The 18,691-nt window shown below is 61.3% G+C and carries 16 protein-coding genes and 3 pseudogenes; 10 read left to right on the top strand and 9 right to left on the bottom strand.

The window, feature by feature from the left end:
* Nucleotides 1–4: 4 nt before the first annotated feature.
* The 4 genes and pseudogenes from ACQZ48_RS04135 to ACQZ48_RS04120 form a co-directional block, all read right to left on the bottom strand.
* Nucleotides 5–1,480: a TolC family protein gene (locus ACQZ48_RS04135; RefSeq protein WP_448728573.1), complete on the bottom strand. Its 1,476-nt coding sequence runs from the start codon at nt 1,478–1,480 to the stop codon at nt 5–7.
* Entirely contained in the window at nt 1,477–1,707 is a 231-nt protein-coding gene (locus ACQZ48_RS04130) for a hypothetical protein (protein WP_173991214.1), read from the bottom strand. The genes ACQZ48_RS04135 and ACQZ48_RS04130 overlap by 4 nt, the downstream gene beginning before the upstream one ends.
* A gap of 87 nt (nt 1,708–1,794) precedes the next feature.
* Nucleotides 1,795–2,208 carry a hypothetical protein gene (locus tag ACQZ48_RS04125; protein WP_448728588.1) on the bottom strand — a complete coding sequence of 138 codons (414 nt, stop codon included), beginning with the start codon at nt 2,206–2,208 and terminating at the stop codon, nt 1,795–1,797.
* Between the two features lie 123 nt (nt 2,209–2,331).
* A pseudogene (locus tag ACQZ48_RS04120) lies at nt 2,332–2,433 on the bottom strand (acetyltransferase); the annotation flags it as partial.
* A 149-nt stretch (nt 2,434–2,582) separates the two neighbouring features.
* On the opposite strand from ACQZ48_RS04120, the gene bioB reads away from it, so the two are divergent.
* Genes bioB through ACQZ48_RS04095 form a run of 5 tightly spaced genes read left to right on the top strand, consistent with a single transcriptional unit; the run spans nt 2,583 to nt 7,729 of the window.
* Nucleotides 2,583–3,617, top strand: coding sequence for a biotin synthase BioB (gene bioB, locus ACQZ48_RS04115; protein ID WP_448728572.1), 1,035 nt, complete (start codon nt 2,583–2,585; stop codon nt 3,615–3,617).
* A complete protein-coding gene (locus tag ACQZ48_RS04110; RefSeq protein ID WP_448728571.1) occupies nt 3,614–4,759 on the top strand; it encodes an 8-amino-7-oxononanoate synthase in 1,146 nt (381 codons plus the stop codon). Before bioB ends, ACQZ48_RS04110 begins: the two co-directional genes overlap by 4 nt.
* On the top strand, nt 4,756–5,394 hold the full coding sequence (gene bioD / locus ACQZ48_RS04105; protein ID WP_448728570.1) for a dethiobiotin synthase: 639 nt from the start codon (nt 4,756–4,758) through the stop codon (nt 5,392–5,394). Before ACQZ48_RS04110 ends, bioD begins: the two co-directional genes overlap by 4 nt.
* Nucleotides 5,391–6,686: an adenosylmethionine--8-amino-7-oxononanoate transaminase gene (locus ACQZ48_RS04100; protein ID WP_448728569.1), complete on the top strand. Its 1,296-nt coding sequence runs from the start codon at nt 5,391–5,393 to the stop codon at nt 6,684–6,686. Before bioD ends, ACQZ48_RS04100 begins: the two co-directional genes overlap by 4 nt.
* Before the next feature lie 56 nt (nt 6,687–6,742).
* Nucleotides 6,743–7,729 carry a beta-ketoacyl-ACP synthase III gene (locus ACQZ48_RS04095; RefSeq protein ID WP_448728568.1) on the top strand — a complete coding sequence of 329 codons (987 nt, stop codon included), beginning with the start codon at nt 6,743–6,745 and terminating at the stop codon, nt 7,727–7,729.
* Between the two features lie 155 nt (nt 7,730–7,884).
* Here the strand turns inward: ACQZ48_RS04095 and arsK are convergent, their stop codons facing one another.
* The 5 genes and pseudogenes from arsK to ACQZ48_RS04070 all read right to left on the bottom strand — a co-directional run.
* Complete coding sequence (gene arsK, locus ACQZ48_RS04090; RefSeq protein ID WP_448728567.1) at nt 7,885–9,102, bottom strand: arsenite efflux MFS transporter ArsK; 1,218 nt, start codon at nt 9,100–9,102, stop codon at nt 7,885–7,887.
* Nucleotides 9,099–10,526, bottom strand: coding sequence for an NAD(P)-binding domain-containing protein (locus ACQZ48_RS04085; RefSeq protein ID WP_448728566.1), 1,428 nt, complete (start codon nt 10,524–10,526; stop codon nt 9,099–9,101). Before ACQZ48_RS04085 ends, arsK begins: the two co-directional genes overlap by 4 nt.
* Before the next feature lie 54 nt (nt 10,527–10,580).
* A complete protein-coding gene (locus ACQZ48_RS04080; RefSeq protein WP_191216867.1) occupies nt 10,581–10,901 on the bottom strand; it encodes an ArsR/SmtB family transcription factor in 321 nt (106 codons plus the stop codon).
* Nucleotides 10,902–10,977: 76 nt separating this feature from the next.
* Nucleotides 10,978–11,208, bottom strand: a pseudogene (locus tag ACQZ48_RS04075) (NAD(P)H-dependent oxidoreductase); the annotation flags it as partial.
* Nucleotides 11,197–11,318, bottom strand: a pseudogene (locus ACQZ48_RS04070) (arsenical-resistance protein); the annotation flags it as partial. The pseudogenes ACQZ48_RS04070 and ACQZ48_RS04075, both read right to left, overlap by 12 nt.
* Nucleotides 11,319–11,655: 337 nt before the next feature.
* Here ACQZ48_RS04070 and ACQZ48_RS04065 point away from each other — a divergent pair.
* The 5 genes from ACQZ48_RS04065 (at nt 11,656) to ACQZ48_RS04045 (ending at nt 18,620) form a co-directional block, all read left to right on the top strand.
* Nucleotides 11,656–12,600 carry a TAXI family TRAP transporter solute-binding subunit gene (locus ACQZ48_RS04065; RefSeq protein WP_077983564.1) on the top strand — a complete coding sequence of 315 codons (945 nt, stop codon included), beginning with the start codon at nt 11,656–11,658 and terminating at the stop codon, nt 12,598–12,600.
* Between the two features lie 122 nt (nt 12,601–12,722).
* Nucleotides 12,723–14,834, top strand: coding sequence for a TRAP transporter permease (locus ACQZ48_RS04060; RefSeq protein WP_448728565.1), 2,112 nt, complete (start codon nt 12,723–12,725; stop codon nt 14,832–14,834).
* Complete coding sequence (locus ACQZ48_RS04055; protein WP_271365030.1) at nt 14,831–15,208, top strand: DUF1850 domain-containing protein; 378 nt, start codon at nt 14,831–14,833, stop codon at nt 15,206–15,208. The genes ACQZ48_RS04060 and ACQZ48_RS04055 overlap by 4 nt, the downstream gene beginning before the upstream one ends.
* 242 nt (nt 15,209–15,450) lie before the next feature.
* A complete protein-coding gene (locus ACQZ48_RS04050) occupies nt 15,451–17,265 on the top strand; it encodes a sensor histidine kinase (protein WP_448728564.1) in 1,815 nt (604 codons plus the stop codon).
* Complete coding sequence (locus ACQZ48_RS04045) at nt 17,262–18,620, top strand: sigma-54-dependent transcriptional regulator (protein ID WP_077983560.1); 1,359 nt, start codon at nt 17,262–17,264, stop codon at nt 18,618–18,620. Before ACQZ48_RS04050 ends, ACQZ48_RS04045 begins: the two co-directional genes overlap by 4 nt.
* The last annotated feature ends 71 nt before the right edge of the window (nt 18,621–18,691 follow it).

The following is an 18,691-nucleotide window of genomic DNA, read 5'->3' as shown; positions in this document are numbered from 1 at the left end:
TTTCTCAGTGTCCGCCACCGCCGCCAGCGGCGGCAACCTCGGTCTCCGCACCTGCCGCAGCACCCGTACCTCCCCCGTAGATGGCGGGAGCGAGGCCGGCCTCCGCGAGCCAGAAGTCGCGTTTGGCATTGATGGCCAGCAGGTTGGAACTGACCTTTTCCCGGCTGTCGGCCAGAAGCTCGAAGGTGTTGGTGATCATGCCATTATAGGTCAGCAGCGACTGCTCCTCGATTTTGGTGCGCAGCGGCACCACGCTGTTGCGGTAGTGTCGGGCGATGTCGTAATTTGAGCGATAGGCCTGATAGGCGGAGCGGGCTTCCGAGCGGACATTGACCGCCTTTTCCGCCAGCAGGTTCGCCGCACGCATATAGGCGAGTTCGGATTCCCGCATGCGTGCCTGACCGGAATCGAAGATCGGAATGACGAATTCCAGCTCTGCATTGCCGGTTGTCTGCTTGTGTTTTTCGCCATCCTCCAGCTCGCGTTCGGTCTCGAAGCCGGAACGGATTTCGAGATCGGTCACATATCGGGTGGCTTCGGTGAGCTTGAACGATCGGGCGGTTGCCTCCAGATCGAGCTTGGCCATCTGCAGGTCCACGCGGCGCTGCAGCGCCTCGGCCTCGATCATGTCCCGTTTGGCAAGCGCCTTCGGAAGCGGGGGCAGGCGGTTGGGAATGGTGTATTCGATGTCGGCGCCCCACAGTCCCATCAGCCGCGTCAGTTCTTCCTTGGCAAGGCGGGCCTCAAGCCGCGCCTTGGCGATCTGGCCCGTCAGTTCGGCGTAAAAGACCTGCTCGCGGGCTTGGCCCTCTTTGTTGAGCGAACCCGCTTCCCCAAGCTTGACGGCAAGTTCCGAGGCGGCATCCGCCGCGGTCTGTGCCTGCGCCAGCTGGCTGACATTTTCCCATGCCGCCACTGCGGTTATCCAGGCGCGGCGGGTATCAGACGCCAGTTGCAGCGTCTTCAGCGCGGCGCCAAGCTGCGCCTTGCGGAAACCGGTATCGGCGATCTCGACATTTTTCTTGAGGGTGGCGAGCGCCAGAATATTGGTTACGACGACACCTTCGATCGCCTTGTAGGCCCTGAGACCTGGGGTGCCGATCCCCGTCAGCCCGATGCCGATCCGCGGATTGACCAGCATGGTCGATTGCCATGCGGTGGCGGCGGATTCGCCGAGATCGGCATAGGCCGCCTGAAGGCCTTTGTTGTTCAGCAGCGCAACCTGCACCGCCGTCTCGACATCAAGGGTCTTGCTCTCTGCCATCAGCGATTTAACGCGGGCCTGCGTCGCCTGCGCCTCGGTCCGGTTCTGCACCCAGACCGCCTGTTTTCCCGTCGCCTCGGATGTCCTGGCCGAAACATTGGTGAAACCGGCGTCGCGCGACGCATACTGGGCGGCCGTGACACAGCTGCCAAGAAGAAACGGCAGGCAAAGGGTGGCCGCGAGTTTCGCGCCCAGTTTGAAGGTAAGTATCGTCATGATGCGTCTCCTTTCGGAGCCTGCGCATCGTTCTGGTTCCGCCAGGGCTTCGGATCCACCGGCGTGCGGTGCGCGTAACCCGCGACCGGGGTCTGATAGCGGATAGGGGCGGCGCCGAGCGACGGGTTTGCCGCGTCGTCATAGGAGGCGGTCTCGTTCATCAGGGATGTGGCTGTGCAGCCGCCCAAAAGCAGGGGCGCTGCAACCACAATGTAAATTGGGTTCATGGTTATTTTCCGAACAGGAGATTCAACGGCGCGACGGCGCTAAAGCCGCTCACGCACGGTCACTGCCCAAAGGCGGGCTTTGCCTGTTCAGATATTCGGGGGACGGTGAAGCAGCGGAGTCTGGCCCAGCGCCTTGCTGTCATCGAGGAACGAGCGGATGCTGTTGACGACGGGTCTGCCAGTGGTGTCGTAGCTGATCAGGACCGCCATGCCGAGACAGAAATCGCCGCAGCATTGGGGCTTTGCGTTTTTTTGGGCGCCGCTATCATGCTCGGCGGTCATGTCGTTGTGATCATGGCTATCGGACATCATGGTTGAACCGCCATGGTCCATCATTGCGCCGTGGTCGATCATGGCGGACTGATCGTGCTGCATTCCACCGGCTTCGGCAGGATGCATTGCGGCATCGACAGCGGAAACGCTATAGCCCGCCAGTGACAGGATCATCACCAGTCTGAACAACAGGGCCATTAATTTCGATGCTCGCAACATCTCACGCATGCGGGATAGAAAAGCTGCAGTCCTGTGATTTGTCAATGGATATACCTCATAACCATTGACAAAAGCCGTCATGTCGCATTCCCGCGCAGCGCGGGTGCCAAGCGTACTGGCGTAGCTTGCGGCCTATTCTCCCGTTGCGCGACATTGAAGAGGAGCGAGCGGATAGGGTCGCCCCTGTCCGTCGAGGGCGGAGCGTCCCGTCTGTTCGAATCCCAGCCGGCGATAACCCCATGGCCCCAACGATTCTGCTCCCGCATCTGCCGCCCATCTCTCCTGTCAAAAATTTTTTCTCGAAAAAAGTGCTTGCAAAACGGGGTTCGAGAAAAATAGATAAAACGAACTTCTATCTATTTATTTTGAGGAAAGGTCGACAGATGGGCCAGATCGTGACGCAAATTGACAGAAATCTAGCTCCAATTGCGAGTCCTGGAGATCGTTCGTCGCTTGAGGAAGCCATAATTATCTATAATTTGCCGTTTAACGATCTTCTGTTCCGCGCCCAGCAGGTGCATCGCTGTCATTTCGATCCCAACGCCATCCAGATGAGCCGGCTTTTATCCATCAAGACCGGCGGCTGCCCGGAGGATTGCAGCTATTGCAGCCAGTCCGCCCGCAACCCGACAGGCCTCAAGGCCTCCAAACTCATGGAAGTGGAGCGGGTGCTGGCTGAGGCGCGCAAGGCGAAGGAAGGCGGCGCGACGCGTTATTGCATGGGTGCTGCCTGGCGCAATCCCAAGGAGCGCGACATGGAGGCCGTGGTGGCCATGGTCGAGGGCGTGAAGGCGCTCGGCATGGAAACCTGCATGACGCTCGGCATGTTGACGCCGGAGCAATCCGAACGGCTGGCTGATGCCGGTCTCGACTACTACAACCACAACGTCGACACTTCCGAGCGGTTTTATTCTGAGATCATCACCACCCGCACCTTCGAGGACCGGCTGGAAACGCTGGCCAATGTCCGCGATGCCGGCATCAAGGTCTGCGCCGGCGGCATTCTCGGCATGGGGGAAACGGTGGAAGACCGGATCTCGATGCTGGTGACGCTCGCCAATCTACCGGTTCCGCCGGAAAGCGTGCCGATCAACATGCTGATCCCGATCCCCGGATCGAAGCTTGCCAATGCCGATCCCGTCGATCCCATCGATTTCGTCCGCACCATCGCGTTGGCGCGTATCCTCATGCCGCATTCGCATGTGCGGCTTTCGGCCGGGCGCACGGAGATGAGCGATGAGACACAGGCGCTCTGTTTCCTGGCCGGCGCCAACTCCATCTTCATCGGCGAGACGCTGCTGACGGCGGATAATCCGGGTGAGGACCACGACACGACGCTTTTCCGCCGTCTGGGCCTGAAGCCGATGGAATTGCAGTCCACGGAATTGCAGTCTGGGGAGGCGGGAGGGTGCCGGTGAACCTTGCAGCGTTCTCACCCTATGAGGCGAAGCTTGCCGGCCTGGAGCGCAAATCGCGGCTGCGCGCGCTTGCTCCTCAACAGGGGGTCGACTTCACCTCCAACGACTATCTTGGGCTTGCCGATTCACCCCGGCTGAAGGCGGCAATCGCCGACGCCATCGGAAGGGGCGTGCCGGTGGGGGCCGGCGGCTCGCGGCTGCTGCGCGGCAACCATTGCGAACACGAGGCGCTGGAAGCGGAAGCGGCGGTGCTTTTCGGGGCGGAAAAAGCGATCTATTTCGGCAGCGGTTTTGCCGCTAATGTCGCACTGTTCTCCACATTGCCGCTGCGGGAAGACCTCGTTCTTCACGACGCCCTGATCCATGCCAGCGTCCATGACGGTATCGTGGCCGGCAAGGCGAAGGCGATCGCGGTGCCGCATAATCAGGTCGAGGCATTCGAACGGGAAATAATCCGCTGGCGGCAAGAGGGTGGCCGGGGCCGACCGTGGATCGCCGTCGAAAGCCTTTATTCCATGGATGGCGACCGTGCGCCGCTTTCGGCCCTGGCTGATCTTGCCGGGAAATATGAGGGCTTCCTTGTCGTCGACGAGGCCCATGCCACCGGTGTTTTCGGCCCCGGCGGGCGTGGCCTTGCCGCGGAGCTGGAAGGCCGGGACAATTTGGTGGCGTTGCACACCTGCGGCAAGGCGCTCGGTCTTTCCGGTGCGCTTTTGAGCCTGCCGGCGGTTCTCGCCGATTATCTCGTCAACCGCGCCCGCGGTTTCATCTATTCGACCGCACCTTCGCCGCTGATGGCTGCTGCGGTTCGGGAAGCCCTGCGCATCGTCGACGATGAACCATGGCGGCGCTTGCGGCTGGCGAAACTGGTAAACTTTGCCGGCGAGGAGCTTCGCTCCCGGCTCGGCGTTGCGCCCAGCGGCTCGCAGATATTACCGGTGATGATAGGCGACAATGCCCGTTCGCTGCGTATCGCCGCGCATTTGCGGGAGGGTGGTTTCGATGTGCGGGCGATCCGCCCGCCGACGGTGCCGGAGGGCACGGCGCGCCTGCGCATCGCCATCACGCTCAATGTGGATGAAAGCCAGATCGCCAATATGATCGGGCTGCTCGCCCTTTCGCTTGCGGAGGAGCGGAAATGAGCCCTCGTTTCGTCATCTCCGGCACCGACACGGGCATCGGCAAGACGGTTTTTTCCGCAGCGCTGACCCAGGCCCTGCAGGCATATTACTGGAAACCCGTGCAATCCGGGCTGGAGGAAGAAACAGACAGCGAGACGGTGGAACGGCTGGGTGGCGTGCCGCGCGGGCGTATTCTACCGGAGGCCTATCGCCTGAAAATGCCGGCTTCGCCGCATCTGTCGGCACGCGGCGAGAATATAACGATCGATCCCGCGCTGCTGCTGCCGCCGCAAACGGATGGACCGCTGGTGATCGAGGGGGCGGGCGGGCTTCTGGTGCCGCTGACGGACACGGTGCTCTTCGCCGATATCTTCGCCCGCTGGCAAATTCCGCTTGTGTTATGCGCAAGGACGTCGTTGGGCACCATCAACCACACGCTGCTCTCGCTCGAGGCGTTGCGGCACCGTGCCATTCCCGTGCAGGGCGTGGTTTTCATCGGGGACGAGAACCGGGAAAATGAGCGCGTCATCGCCAATATAGGCGCCGTTCGCCCGCTCGGCCGTCTGCCGCGCCTGCCGGAGATGACATCAGAGGTGCTGCATCGGGCCTTTGCGCGACACTTCAATCTCGCTGATTTTCTGGAGACGCCGGCATGAGCCGTTCCCCGATCTGGCATCCCTTCACCCAGCATGGGCTGGAACCGCCAATGAAACGCGTGGTTTCTGCGGAAGGCGCATTTCTCGTCGATGAGGACGGCAATCGCCTGTTCGACGCCATTTCCTCCTGGTGGGTCATCACCCACGGGCACCGGCACCCGGCGATCATGGCGGCCATCCGCGCTGCGACAGAGGCCTTCGACCAGGTCATTTTCGCCGAGTTCTCCCATGAACCCGCCGAAACGCTGGCGCGCGGGCTGATCGAGCTTGCGCCCGCCGGGTTAAGCCATGTGTTTTATTCCGATAGCGGCTCGACTGCGGTTGAGGTAGCGCTGAAAATGGCGCTGGGATATTTCCATAATCGCGGAGAAAAGCGCGACCGTATCGTGGTGATGGAGCACGGCTATCACGGCGACACTATCGGCACCATGTCGACCGGTGAGCGCGGTGTCTTCAATGTCGCTTACGAACCGCTGCTCTTCGGCGTCGACCGGCTGGCTTTTCCGGAAGCGGGCAACGAACAGCACACGCTGGACATGTTCGAAAACTTCTGCCGTTCAGGCCGTATCGCCGCCCTGTTGGTCGAGCCGCTGGTGCTCGGGGCGGGCGGCATGAAGATTTACGGCGCGGATGTTCTGGCCGGGCTGAAACAGATCGCCGAACGCCATGGCTGCCTCGTCATTGCAGACGAGGTGATGACGGGCTGGGGCAGAACCGGAACCATGTTCGCCTGCGAACAGGCCGGCATTGCGCCGAATATTCTGTGCACCTCCAAGGGCCTGACCGGCGGCTCCTTGCCGCTGGCGGCAACGCTGTGCAGCGCGGAAATCTTTGATGCGCATTTTTCGACGGATCGCCGCAAGACCTTCTTCCATTCCAGTTCCTATACGGCCAATCCGATCGCCTGTGCTGCGGCCGTCGCCAATCTTCAGGTCTGGCGGGATGAGCCCGTGCTTCAACGCATGGGGCAATTGCAACAGGTTCTGCACGACAATCTCCAGCGATTTGCGGATGACCGGCGTTTTACCGGTATTCGGCAAATTGGGACCATCGCGGCCCTCGATCTCGTGACGCCCGCCGGTGGGTATCTCGCCGAGGCGGGGCCGCGCATGCGGCAATTGTTCCGTAAGCGCGGGATCGTTATCCGGCCGCTCGGCAATGTGCTTTACCTGATGCCGCCCTATTGTTCGACGGCGGAAGATTTAAGCAGCGTCTTTGACGCCATCGACGAGGTGGCCGGGATCGTCACCCAAACCGCATCGCTAAAATCGCGCGCGCTCGGCATCGCGTGAAAACAGGGTGCGGCCATGTTCAACCTGTTCCAGAACCGTCTCCGAAAGTCCTGACAATGCAGACCCGTTCTTCCCGCATGGCCGGTTTTGGTCATGCCGTTCCGTCAAGATGTGTTGAAAATGCCGAGATTGAGACCAGTCTCGGGCTGGAAGCCGGCTGGATCGAGCGGCGCACCGGCATCCGCACGCGTTATTGGGCGCAAGAGGGCGACACGCTGAGCGGCCTTGCGGCGAGAGCCGGTCGCATGGCGCTGGAAGACGCCGAAATCGCCTCCGATGACATCGCATTGACGCTGCTTGCGACTTCCACGCCGGATCATCTTCTGCCGCCCTCGGCGCCGCTGCTCGCACACAGGTTGGGCCTTACCCGATCCGGCGCGATCGATCTTGCCGGGGCCTGTTCCGGCTTTCTTTATGCGCTCACGCTTGCGGATGGCTTTGTCCGCACCCACGGCCGCGCCGTGCTCGTCGTTGCCGCCAATATATTGAGCCGTCGTATCAATCCGGCGGAAAGGGCAAGCGCTGTCCTGTTCGCCGATGCCGCCGGCGCTGTCGTACTCAAGCCCTGCCGCCAGACGCAGCGTGGGCTTTTGTCGGCCGATCTCGTTGCGGATGGCGGCGGTTACGATCTGATCCAGATAGCGGCGGGGGGCAGTAGCCAGCCCTTCTCAGCCGATACATCCACTGAGGAGGCGCTGATGACAATGCGTGACGGCCGCGAGGTTTTCTCCCGTGCCGTGACGCTGATGACCGAGACCGCGCAAAGGGTGTTGCATGAAGTCGGAATGACGGCAGTCGATATCGACCGTTTCGTGCCGCATCAGGCCAATGCCCGTATGTTCGACGCCGTCTGCGGCAATCTCGGCATTGACAGGCAAAAGACGGTCCGCACCATAGAAAGCTTCGGCAATTCTTCCGCCGCAACCATTCCGCTTTCGCTCTCCGTCACCAATGCCGAAAGGCCTCTCGCGGAAGGCGAAATCCTGCTTTTGACCGCCGCCGGCGCCGGTATGACGGGTGGAGCGGCCGTTTATCGCGCATGAATGATGCAGGGCACGGGATGTCGCGATGCTGTGCTGTATTCACAACTCAGGAAGCTGACTTTATTTGGAGAAATTTGGCTGGTGAACCTGGACCTTCATGGGGTGCGGAGGTGCTGCATAAGGCGGGTTTCCACATCAAGGATGAGCTGCCTGATTTAGGCAGGTTGTTCAAGCTGGGCCGTGTGGTTTCGCGACATTAAGCGCAGGATGCCGATGAAAGCTGCGACTGCAGCTGAACCGAGCAAGGCGGCGACCGACAAGGCCCATGCGACGCCGACCTCGTTCATCATGAAAGCCAAGACAAACGGTGCAGTCGACGAGATGACCAAACGGATCGAAAGGATTTGGCCTTGACGTTTTCCGTAACCTTGGCTTCCGAAGAGGACTAGCGGAAGAGTGCCTTGCACAATGCTGCTGAGGCCTGAACCCAGGCCGAAAACCACCGCAAACACCAGAGCACCTGGAACAGATGGAGCGGTGGCGATCAGAATAATGAGCGCCGCTGGCAACAGAACGGCGGAAATGAGTGCCAAGGTCAATTGAGACAGACCGCTCCCGAAAACCATATTAACGAAGCGGCTCAGAACTTGAGATGGACCAAACAGTGTGCCGACTATGACGGCCATGGCTCCAAGCCCGAGTCCGGAGAGAACGGGAACCATGTGTACGAGCAGCGCGGCGTTGACGAAACTCTCAAGCGCAAAGCCCGTCACCATCAGGACGAACGTAGCTGGTCGTATCGAAGGTTGCAGACCGGGAGCCACTTGCCTGGCCGGTTCTCCGCTCGCGCCCTTGCGGTTTCTTGTGACCTTGAACGACAGCCACGCGTGAAGTGGCAAGCAGACCGAGAGATTGAGCGCAGCGAAGACCAGATAGACCTGCTGCCACGACATGTGAGCCTGTAGCGCTGTCGTAATCGGCCAGAAGATCGTTGAAGCGAAGCCGGCGATCAGTGTCAGGTAGGTGATGCTGCGCTGCGCGACCTGCGGCTTGATCTGGACGAGCAATGCGAAGGCCGCTCCGTACTGCACCAGGTTGGATGCCGTCTCGATCGCGATCAGTGAGAGAACGAATGCCACCTTGCCGGAAGAGAGGGCGCAGGCCACCAGCGCCGCGGCGGCGATTGCCGAGCCGCCCGTCATGACACGGCCGGCGCCGAACCGATCGATCCATTTCCCCATCGTGGGCGCGGCGAGGCCCCCGATCAGGAGAGCGGCGGATAGTGCGCCGAAAATCCATTCCAACGACCAGTCCAAATCTCGCGCCATGGCGGGCGCGAGAATGCTGAAGCTGTAATAGAGACTTCCATAGCCAATGATCTGGGTCAGACCGAGGGCAAGGATCGCGACGACAGGAACCTTGTTATCGCTCATCGAACCTGTACCAACGTGTTGTCGGCACGGGCAGCACCGTTGCATCCGCATCCCGTTTGCTGGGCCGCCTTCGCCGCCGCGTCGGCCATGCAGCAGGCATCAACATTCGCTGGCGCCGGACCGCCGCAGCATTGCCCAGACCCCGCTCCTTCCGTCAGGCTTACGCCGAGATCGACACTGCAAACGCCTGTCTTCGGCAATACGAAATGGACCTCGCGCGCCGCCTTGTGATCGCCGGCGATCTCCGCCGCCACGGAGCGCACCTGCTCGTATCCGGTCGCCATCAGGAAGGTGGGCGCGCGCCCGTAGGACTTCGACCCGACGATCGTAAAGCCAGGTTCCGGATGCGCGAGTTCGACGATGCCATGCGGAGGCACGTCGCCACAGGAGTGGAGATTGGGATCGATCAGCGGCGCAAGCGCCGGCGGCGCCTCGACGGTAGGATCGAGTGCGATACGCAGTTCGCGCAGGAACGAGTGATCCGGCCGGAATCCCGTGGTCACAATGATCCGATCGACGACGATCGAGTATCGCGCACCAGCGAGCATTGCCTCCACGCGCAGACTGTAACCTTCCTTCTGAATCCTGTTCACCGCGAACGGTGTCAACATATTCAGGCGACCATCCTCCATGGCGCTCTTGGCGGCAAGGCCGAGCGCGCCGCGCTCCGGCAACTGATCGTTCAATCCGCCGCCTAGCAGGCGGTCGAGGCCACCACGACGAAGCGCCCAGAATATCTCCGTGCCCGGTTCTGCCTCCTGAACCTCCATCAGCGCCAGCGCCGCATTGATCGCGGAATGGCCGCCGCCAATCACGAGGACGCGCTTGCCCGCAAACTTACCCCTCTCTACGCCAGCGACATCGGGAATGCCATACGAGATGGAATCGGAAGCCGCCGTCTCGCCGAGGACGGGTAGGCCGTCGACGCCGATCGGGTTCGGTTGCGTCCAAGTGCCGGAGGCGTCGATCACAGCGCGGGCCCGAACCCGAACTTCCTCGCCATCTTGGTCCCTGTATCTGACGAGGAAGGCCGAAACGTCGCGGCCGGCGGACGAGACTTTGTCCAGACCCTCGCGGGTGATCGCGGTGACGGTGACGCCCAGCTTGAGGTTCCGCGCGATCTGCGGGAGTGAGGCGAGCGGCTGCAGATAGGCGCCAACAATGTCGGACCCGGTTGGCAGAGCATCTTCATCAGGGCCTTGCCATCCAGCGTTCTCAAGAAGGGAGCGGGCGGCTGCGTCAATATTGTATCTCCATGGAGAGAACATGCGGACATGTCCCCACTCGATCAGCGAAGCACCAACCGTGTCGCCGCGCTCGAAAACAACTAACGGGATGCCACGGATGGCGAGATGCGCTGCGGCGGCGAGACCGACCGGTCCTGCACCGATGACGGCCACGGGAAGTTCACCAGCATTCAACATGACAGTTCCTTCGATATTTCTAGTAATTTAGAATTATATGGGCAAAAAAAGGGATCATTCCGCGGCCTCCACGGTCTTCGATGAACAGTTGGCATCGGCACAGCATTCGTCAACGAGATAGCCGACTAGTGCCTGCATCTCCGGATAGTTGGCGCGGCAGATCAGCGTCGTCACCTGCCGTTCCTGGGTCACGAGGCCGGTATCGACCAGGCGCTTCAGATGATGGGAGAGCGTCGACGCCGCGATATCCAGCTTTTCCTGAATGCGGCCTACGGGTAATCCATCCTCTCCGGCGCGAACAAGCGTCCGGTAGAGTTGGAGGCGGGTGATATTCCCGAGGGCTTCAAGCTGGGCGGCTGCCATTTCGATTTTCATGGAAATAAAATGACTCGCATTCACCACGACGTCAAGGCTATTTCGACAGATGTGGAAATAGCCTTGACGCGGTCAGATCGTAGCAGGAGGATGGCTTCATGCGCCCGTCGGCGTCGAATTCCTGAAAGGCCTCGGCGACCGACGACTGGTTGGGAACGGTGATCATGCGCATCCAGCGGCTGAGAACCCGGGGCTGGTTGATGGCGTTGAACGACTGCGATCCGCTCAACACCTGCATGAGCGCAAGCGTCTTGCCCTGCGTCGGCCGGACTGAGTCGACAGACAGCGGAATCCAGTCGATCTGCGCTATCGGCAGCAATGGTCGGAAGGTCATCCGATGAACAGCCAACCCAACAGTGCCATCGAGAACGGCTTGACCGCCCAGTTCACCAGCAGCGTTACGCCGATGCCGCACCAATCGACCGAACTGTATCTCGCCGTCAATAAAGCGGATCAAAGTGGCCGGCTCCGTATCCACGAAACGCGGCTTCAACGGCTAATTCATCGGTATCCACGCCGAGAGCGCACGATCATCGAATGAAGCGGATTGTAGCAGAATTCAGGCGGAATCTTGCCAGTCATCCGCGCGCGACAGGCGGAATTTCGCCCGCTGTCGTTCGGGACTCTTTTTCTTCACCGCAAATTCAATTAGTTAGAGTTGGCCCGTCTTTTGCTGCTTTGGCGTCACGCGGTTCCGTTCCGGTAACGGTCGCGTCGATCACAAATGAGTGGGAGGAACCCAGTGAACAGCATATTGAAACGCGCCATCATTTTGGCAATCGCAAGCACGTCCATCACCTTTTCCGGGACAGCGGCAAAGGCGGCGGATTTCATCAACATCCTGACCGGCGGCACATCGGGCGTTTATTACCCGCTCGGCGTTGCGCTCTCCAAGATCTACGGCGAGAAGATTGAAGGTGCTCGCACCCAGGTTCAGGCGACGAAGGCCTCGGTCGAGAACCTCAACCTGCTGCAGCAGGGTCGCGGTGAAATCGCCTTTGCACTGGGGGATTCGGTCAAGCTGGCCTGGGAGGGTAACACGGATGCCGGATTCAAGGCCCCGCTCGATAAGCTGCGCGGGATCGCGGCCATCTATCCGAACTATATCCAGATCATGGCGTCGAAAGAATCCGGTATCGCCACCCTTGCCGATTTCAAGGGCAAGAGCCTTTCCGTCGGCGCGCCGAAATCCGGCACGGAGTTGAATGCCCGAGCGATTCTTGCCGCTGCCGGCATGAGCTATGCAGACCTCGGCAAAACGGAATATCTGCCCTTTGCCGAATCCGTCGAGTTGATGAAGAACCGGCAACTCGATGCGACGCTGCAGTCTGCCGGTCTCGGCGTCTCCTCTTTCAAAGATCTGGCAACCTCCGTCGAGGTACAGATGGTCACGATACCCGAGGAAATCGCCACGAAGCTCGGCGCGCCCTACATCAGCGCAACTGTTCCAGCCGGCACATATCAGGGCCAGACTAGCGATGTGAAGACGGTTGCGGTCGTCAATTTCCTCATCACACATTCCGAGGTTTCCGACGAAACCGCCTACCAGATGACCAAGCAGTTGTTCGAGAACCTGCCGGCGCTTGAGGCGGCGCACAAGGCGGCAGCGAACATCCGCATCGAGGACGCGCTCAAAGGCATGCCTGTTCCCCTCCATCCAGGAGCTGAGCGCTTCTATAAGGAAAAAGGTCTGCTTTAACGGCGACGGGCGGCGTCCGGCGCCGAGGTTGCTGCTGCGGCCATTGCGCGTCGGCCTCTGGAAGCACGGCCCTCCAGAGGGCCAGCGCCGCCCACATTTGCTCGGATTTTCGGGAGGAATCCATGCTCGACAATACAAATGAACAAAATCATGCCGCGGAGCTTAACGGGCACGAGACTCTGACCCAGGCCTTTCCGAAGACCTGGGACGGACGACTCCTGTTTGCGATCGCGCTTGCCTTCTCCATTTTCCAGATCTCGACCGCTGCGCATCTGCTCGACTTGCCGAGTCAGATCGTCAGGGCAGTGCACGTCGGCTTCGTCACCGTGCTCGTATTCCCGTTGCTGGCGACATTCGCTGGGCGCGGCGTGCCCGCAAAGACGTTTGCCTGGGTCCTTGCCCTGCTTGGCGCGGCGGTGGCCTTCTACCAGTGCTACGAATATGCCGAACTGCTCGTTCGTGCCGGCGATCCGCTTCCGCGCGATGTTGCCGTCGGCGTCCTGGCGATTGCTATCGTCTTCGCCGCCGCATGGGCGATCATGGGACCGGCCTTGCCAATCATATCCGGCGTCTTTCTCGCCTACAGCCTGTTCGGTGAATATCTGCCGCCGCCGCTTGATCATCGCGGCTATGGTTTCGCACAGGTGATAGACCATATGGCCTATGGTACGGAGGGCATCTACGGCATTCCGACCTTTGTGTCGTCGACCTATATCTTCCTGTTCATTCTCTTCGGCGCCTTCCTCGAAAAGGCCGGTATGATCCGGCTCTTCACCGATGTCTCACTAAGCTTCGTCGGCCACAAGCGCGGCGGTGCGGCGAAGGTGGCAATCATTTCCTCCGGCCTGATGGGCACGATATCCGGCTCCGGCGTTGCGAATGTGGTGACGACCGGGCAATTCACCATTCCCCTGATGAAGAAGTTCGGTTATCGACCGGCTTTTGCCGGCGGCGTCGAAGCGACGGCCTCGATGGGCGGGCAGATCATGCCGCCGGTCATGGGCGCTGTCGCCTTCATCATGGCAGAGACGCTCGGCGTCGAATATCACGAGATCGTCAAGGCGGCGATCATTCCGGCTATTCTTTATTTCGCTTCCGCCTTCTGGATGGTGCACCTCGAGGCCGGCAAGCGCGGGCTGCTCGGCCTGCCGAAGGCGGATTTGCCTTCGGCCAAGGCTGCGGTCGTCGAGCAATGGTATCTAATCCTGCCGCTCGCGGCGCTGGTCTGGCTGCTGTTCTCGGGCTACACGCCGCTCTTCGCAGGCACGGTCGGCCTTGCCTTCACGACCCTGCTGATCCTCGGCAGTTCGGTTGTCTTGGGTTTGCCCGCCGGCGTAATCCGAATCATCTTCTGGATCGGCCTTGGTCTCGTGGCGGCCGCCTTCTTCCAGTACGGCATCGGCGTGATCGTCGCCGCGCTGGCATTGCTCATCGGGGCCAACGCGTTCTCGAAGGGCGGCCGGGAGACGCTGGTAACCTGTCGCGACGCCCTTGCAGAAGGTGCGAAGACGGCCTTGCCGGTCGCAATCGCCTGCGCGCTTGTCGGTGTGATCATCGGAACGATGACGCTGACGGGTGCGGCCAACACCTTCGGCCAGTTCATCGTCTCGGTCGGCGGCCAGAGCCTCTTCCTGTCGCTGCTCCTGACCATGGTGACCTGCCTCGTGCTCGGCATGGGTATACCGACGATCCCTAACTACATCATCACCTCGTCGATCGCTGGCCCGGCGTTGCTGGAACTTGGCGTGCCGCTCATCGTCAGCCACATGTTCGTCTTCTATTTCGGAATCCTGGCGGACCTGACGCCGCCGGTCGCGCTCGCCTGCTTTGCGGCAGCACCAATTGCGCGCGAAAGTGGACTGAAGATCGCGATGCAGGCGATCAAGGTGGCGGCGGCGGGTTTCGTCATCCCGTTCATGGCCGTCTATTCGCCGGCGCTGATGCTCCAAGACGGCGGAGCGATGGCCGCGGCCATCGGCTATCCGCTCGCGGTCGCCTATATCGTCATCAAGACCGGCCTTGCGATCGGGCTCTGGGGTACGGCCGTGATCGGCTTCGTTGCCATCCGGCTGTCGATTGCAGAGCGCGTGCTTGCGGCCGCGGCTGCTTTTACCCTGCTTGCGGCCCTTCCTTCGACCGATGAGGTGGGCTTCGGGCTTGCCGCTCTCTTCGTATTTCTGATCTGGCGGCGGGCGCGAACGGCGAATGGCAAGCCGGCGTCGGAGGCCGTGTGAGCACGCTGGTCTGCATCATTGCTGGCGGCAAGGCCGTTGCCTTGGCCGCCAGCGTCTTCACGCTCGGCTGGACGCATTCTGTCGAGAAAACCCAGTGGCAGGAGCGCTGGGCTGCCACATCGCAGGGCCTTCTTCTCGAGGAGGCGCGCGTCCAGGGCTCGGGCGCCGGTATGGAACCGGGAGAAAATGCCCATCGCGAAGGCGGCTGGTCAATCTGGACGCCGGACCTTCCGCCGATCCCCGAGTTGGTCCTGGCCGCTTCCGGGGCGACAATCTCCGGCTGGACGCTCTGCGATGTCGGTGGTTGCCGCGAGTTCGGGCGAGAGAAACAGGAGCCGATCGTCCTGCGGCCATGTGACGCCCCTCCGTCGTGAGGCCTGCTGCAGGGGGCCTTAAATCGCAAGGTATTTGAAGAGGGAACGATGCAGCAGTTCAGATCGCTCGCTTGCGGATCTGCTGTTCTCTCTGCAAGAAAGAGGCGCTACACTTGATGCATCGGACAATTCTTGCGGCACGACACGGTTTTCAAATCCGCAAAGGTCGCTGCAACACTTACAATCCGTCCTTGGGTCGCTTTCGATCTAAGGACACATCCGGAAGGCAGGTCGACTCGGCAATGGCGCGCAACATCGGCAGAATGACTGTCCTGATGCTGGTCGTGACCTGCATTGCGCCTTTTGTCGCCTACCATCTTGCGAGCAGTTCGGCGACCGGCGCCCTGGAAGGGCAGATTCAGCGAAGTCTTTTCCTGACCAACAGGGCGATTGCCACGGAGATCGAACGGTTTCGTTATCTACCACTTGTTATGGGCGAAGATGCCCGCATACGCGCCCTTGCAGAAAGCGAACCCAGCCCGGCTGTTCTTGATGCCGCCAACCGCTATCTTCAGACAGTCGTAAGGCAAGCCGGCGCCGCCGAGCTCTACGTGCTCGACGCCCGCGGGATCGCGCTTGCCGCGAGCAATTTCGCGACTGGTGAAAGCTTCGTCGGCCACGATTACAGCTTCCGCCCTTATTTCCAGGATGCGCTGCGTACGGGCGAGGGACGTTATTACGCGATCGGCGTTACCACTCGCAAGCCTGGCTATTTTCTCACGTCGCGGATAGACGTGCCCGGTCGTCCGCCGATCGTCGCCGTTGTTAAGGCGGATCTGCTGCCGCTCGAATTGATCTGGGAGGCTGCGGGTGTCCAGACTGCGATCGCCGACCGCTGGGGCATCGTCTTTCTCTCTGGCAACCCGGATTGGAAATACCGGCCGTTGGCGGCACTTTCCGATGAAGCCGTCGAGCGGCTTGCCAAGGAACGGACCTACGAGGGGGCCGATCTCGCGGCGAGACAACCTATCCTCCCTTCGGGCGTAACCCCGCCGGCGGACAATACGGACGAGCGGGCGGTCCATGTGGAGGAGGGCGGGCAGCGGCTCCTGGCAAAATTCTCGCGCGTCGAGCCGGACGGTTGGATGGTGTTGGCGGCAACGAGCACGGGTGACGCCGGCAAGATCGCCGGCTTCTGGGCGCTCGCGGCGCTGATCGCCGGCCTCATATCCACCGGCGCGCTCTACTTCCTGCATCAGCGCGCGCTCATCATCCGGATGCGGCTGCGCCAGGGCGAAATCCTGGAACGCAAGGTGGCCGAACGCACGCAGGACCTCGCCCGCGAGATCGACATGCGCAAGCGGACAGAGGACGAGCTTCGCCGCGCGCAGGAAGGGCTCATCCATTCCGAAAAGATGGCTGCCCTCGGCCGGATGTCGACTGCGATCGTGCATGAGGTCAGCCAGCCGCTGGCGGCGCTTGAAGCCACATTGGCGACCGCCGGTGTTCTGGCGGAGAAAGAGGCCGCCGCGAAAGTGGGCGACCGGCTTCTCGATGCGCGCGCGCTGGTCAAGCGGATGCAACGAACGGTCAAGCACCTCAAGACATTTGGCCGTAAGGGGGCTTCCGACCTCGAAGCGGTCACCATCGACGCGGTCATAGGAAATGCTCTCGATCTTGCGGCTCCTCGGGCGAAGGCGCTTGGTGTCACGCCGGCGTTCGAGGCGAGGGGGCCGTCGCCGGTTGTCGTTGCCGTGGCGGTGAAGCTCGAACAGGTGACGCTCAATTTACTCCTGAACGCTCTCGATGCGGTGGAAGGCATACAGAACCCTTCTGTCACCATCCAACGGACTGCGCATGCCGGGCGGGTGAGCGTAGCGGTGATCGACAACGGTTCGGGTATCGCACCGGAGCACCGTGATCGTATTGCCGAGCCCTTCTTCACCACCAAGCTCACGGGTGAGGGCCTTGGCCTTGGCCTGTCCATTGCAACCGCGATTGTTCGGGAGTTCGGCGGTGAGATTCTTTTTGCCGAAACGCCAGGCGGCGGCACAATGGCGACGATTTCGATGCCGGTGGGCAAGCGGCCCGCACATCCGCTCGAGGCGGCGCAATGACCCGCGGACATATTCTTCTTGTTGATGACGACCGCGACCTCCTGAAGGCGGCAACCGACTGGTTGGAGGTCAGCGGGTTTTCCGTATCCGCTTTCCATCGGCCTGAAGAAGCGTACCAGCAATTCTTTCGCGACGAGCCGGATGTCGTGTTGAGCGATATCCGCATGCCCAGCATAGACGGCATGACGCTTCTGAACTCCCTCATCAAGGCCCGCAGCGAGGTTCCTATCGTTCTGATGACTGGCCACGGCGATGTTACCCTGGCGGTCAAGGCGATGAAGCAGGGAGCGGAGGACTTTATCGAAAAGCCCTATGATGCCGAGCATCTGCTTTCGATCCTCGACAAGGCGGTCGAGAAGCGTCGGATGAAACAAGAAATCGCCCGCCTTCAGGGGTTGGTCCAGACGGGCGGCGGCGTCGAGATCGTCGGCGACAGCCCGGCGCTCCGGGACTTGCGCAGCCGCATCCAGATGCTGGCGAATGTCGATATCGACGTGCTGGTCGTCGGTGAAACCGGAACCGGCAAGGAGCTCGTCGCCCAGGCGCTCCACCAGCAAAGCCGCCGGGCGGGCGGTCCCTTCGTAGCGATCAATTGCGCAGCGCTGCCCGAAAGCATCTTCGAGAGTGAAATTTTGGGTCATGCGAAGGGGGCCTTCACCGGCGCGCTCGCCGACCGGCAAGGCAAGTTCGAGCATGCCGCGGGTGGAACCATCTTTCTCGATGAAATCGAGTCGATGCCCCTGGGACTGCAGGCAAAAATCCTGCGCGTGCTGCAGGAGCGCTTGGTCGAGCGACTGGGCGAAAACCGGCTGCGACCGATCGATGTGCGGGTTATCGCCGCTGCCAAGAGCGACCTTTCCGGCGAAATCGCCGCCGGGCGGTTCCGCGAAGATCTGTTCTACCGGCTGGCGACCGTGGATGTGCGCATCCCGCCGCTCAGGCAGCGCCGGCAGGATATCGGCCTGCTCTTTGGTCATTTCGCTTCGCTTGCCGCCCATCGCTACGGCCGGGCCGAGCGGAGCGTATCCGCCGATCTCCTGGCGCGATTGCGGCAGCAGGAATGGCGAGGCAACGTCCGGGAGCTCAAGGCGTACGCCGAGCGCTTCGCTCTTGGGCTCGATGACGCCGCATCCGGAGGGGAAGTCCTGCAGCCCGGCGATCCCCTGACTTTGCCCGAGCAATTGGTCGCCTTCGAGGCTGACGTCATCGGCCGCGCGATCGATGACAGCAACGGCAATACGGCTAAGGCGGCCGCGAGGCTCGGCATCCCCCACCGCACGCTCAATGAGAAAATCGCCCGTCTCGGCCTGAGGGATCGGCCGGGAGAGCCCGCGGATACAGGGTTAAAGCGATAGAAGCGCGCGCGAGAGATAATGCTGAAGGGCTTCCGGCACTAAAAAAGCGTGCGATTGGCGATGCTCCTGGT

The organism is Agrobacterium sp. 22-209-1 (genome assembly GCF_053522485.1).
The sequence above is the reverse complement of the archived record's forward strand: the minus strand, read 5'-3'. Positions and strand labels throughout refer to the sequence as shown.

Bases quoted from the DNA above. Each gene is read 5' to 3' on its own strand.
- ACQZ48_RS04050 (WP_448728564.1), top strand. From the start codon at position 15,451: ATGGCGCGCAACATCGGCAGAATGACTGTCCTGATGCTGGTCGTGACC.
- ACQZ48_RS04085 (WP_448728566.1), bottom strand. From the start codon at position 10,526: ATGTTGAATGCTGGTGAACTTCCCGTGGCCGTCATCGGTGCAGGACCG.
- ACQZ48_RS04135 (WP_448728573.1), bottom strand. From the start codon at position 1,480: ATGACGATACTTACCTTCAAACTGGGCGCGAAACTCGCGGCCACCCTT.
- ACQZ48_RS04045 (WP_077983560.1), top strand. From the start codon at position 17,262: ATGACCCGCGGACATATTCTTCTTGTTGATGACGACCGCGACCTCCTG.
- ACQZ48_RS04080 (WP_191216867.1), bottom strand. From the start codon at position 10,901: ATGAAAATCGAAATGGCAGCCGCCCAGCTTGAAGCCCTCGGGAATATC.
- ACQZ48_RS04060 (WP_448728565.1), top strand. From the start codon at position 12,723: ATGCTCGACAATACAAATGAACAAAATCATGCCGCGGAGCTTAACGGG.
- ACQZ48_RS04130 (WP_173991214.1), bottom strand. From the start codon at position 1,707: ATGAACCCAATTTACATTGTGGTTGCAGCGCCCCTGCTTTTGGGCGGC.
- ACQZ48_RS04095 (WP_448728568.1), top strand. From the start codon at position 6,743: ATGCAGACCCGTTCTTCCCGCATGGCCGGTTTTGGTCATGCCGTTCCG.
- ACQZ48_RS04125 (WP_448728588.1), bottom strand. From the start codon at position 2,208: ATGCGTGAGATGTTGCGAGCATCGAAATTAATGGCCCTGTTGTTCAGA.
- bioD (WP_448728570.1), top strand. From the start codon at position 4,756: ATGAGCCCTCGTTTCGTCATCTCCGGCACCGACACGGGCATCGGCAAG.
- ACQZ48_RS04100 (WP_448728569.1), top strand. From the start codon at position 5,391: ATGAGCCGTTCCCCGATCTGGCATCCCTTCACCCAGCATGGGCTGGAA.
- bioB (WP_448728572.1), top strand. From the start codon at position 2,583: ATGGGCCAGATCGTGACGCAAATTGACAGAAATCTAGCTCCAATTGCG.
- arsK (WP_448728567.1), bottom strand. From the start codon at position 9,102: ATGAGCGATAACAAGGTTCCTGTCGTCGCGATCCTTGCCCTCGGTCTG.